The sequence below is a fragment of the Stenotrophomonas sp. SrG genome (assembly GCF_050031795.1).
Taxonomy (GTDB): Bacteria; Pseudomonadota; Gammaproteobacteria; order Xanthomonadales; family Xanthomonadaceae; genus Stenotrophomonas; species Stenotrophomonas rhizophila_A.
This window is the reverse complement of record NZ_JBNBBE010000464.1, coordinates 1-256: the sequence shown is the minus strand read 5'-3', so window position 1 is coordinate 256 and position 256 is coordinate 1. Positions and strand designations below refer to the sequence as shown.

Annotated in this window: 1 protein-coding gene; it reads left to right on the top strand. The window is 68.0% G+C overall.

Annotation, left to right across the window (positions count from 1 at the left end; all coding sequences use genetic code 11):
- Window positions 1-256, top strand: a 256-nt coding sequence (locus ACQG3P_RS20505; RefSeq protein ID WP_426806072.1) for a hypothetical protein, incomplete at both ends; no start/stop codon positions are given.

The following is a 256-nucleotide window of genomic DNA, read 5'->3' as shown; positions in this document are numbered from 1 at the left end:
TGACCCGCAGCGGCGCAGCCAACGCGACTGGGGGCTCGGATTGGGCACGGACCACGGGCCCATCCACCTGCAGATAGGCGCGAACGGCGATGTCTGGCTCGCGCACCCTGGAGCGATCCAACGGTGGTCGCCGGACGGCAAGCGGCTGCACAGTGCGGCACCGCAGCAGGTGGGGCTTAGGCAGGAAGTTCTGCTACGGCAGCTGTTGTGCACGCGTGATGGCGAGGTATGGGCCACCGATCCGCAAGGCGTGATG